Here is a 653-nt window from a genome sequence, read left to right on the forward strand (position 1 = left end):
GTAGCTGGTCCCCAACAGGCTGATGAGCAGAGCAATCACGGGGGACGAGAGGAAGTCCATCCGCGGGCTGGAGAGCCCCACCATTTCGAGCATGGCGCCGCTGGCAATGAGCACAAGCGCCAACAGCATGGGGGTGAACAGCAGGATCAGGGGCGGTTCCTTCGCCTGGCGCGCCACACCCTGGTGGACTTGATGCGGGAGCAGACCCACGCGGGTCCCGTGCCCGTCGACCAGTCCGTCCTTGGCTTCAGCCGGAGAGGAGTCGCTGTCCGTCGCGGCGAGTTCGGATTCGCCGTCGTCCGCAGACTCCTGATCTTGTTCGATCTTCCAGAGCCCGCGGGGGATGAAGAAGTTCATGATGGCGATGGAGATCATGATCGTCGGAACAATGACGATCAGGCCGAAGATGAGCATCTTGCCCAACGGGACACTCAACAACCCCGCGAGCGCCAAGGTCGCCACCCCCGGCACCATCAGGACGATGCCGCATTCGAGGCTGATGGCCATCGCCGTCGCCATTTTGGCCGTACCGTATTTGCCCAGGTGAGGTGCCATCCTCCGAGCCAGAGGTGCGCTCATGACCAACAGGACGTCCAAGAAGATGGACTGCAACAAGGTTCCGAGGGTCAGGCCAAAGGCATATGGCACCCCCC

1 protein-coding gene is annotated in these 653 nt (G+C 62.3%); it reads right to left on the reverse strand.

Annotated features, from left to right (window positions below):
- The coding region (locus GTW58_RS13430) for a GntT/GntP/DsdX family permease (protein ID WP_483413992.1) at window positions 1–615 on the reverse strand (615 nt) is incomplete at its 3' end.
- Window positions 616–653 lie beyond the last annotated feature (38 nt).

The organism is Kocuria subflava (genome assembly GCF_012163155.1).
In the GTDB taxonomy this organism is placed as follows: domain Bacteria; phylum Actinomycetota; class Actinomycetes; order Actinomycetales; family Micrococcaceae; genus Kocuria; species Kocuria subflava.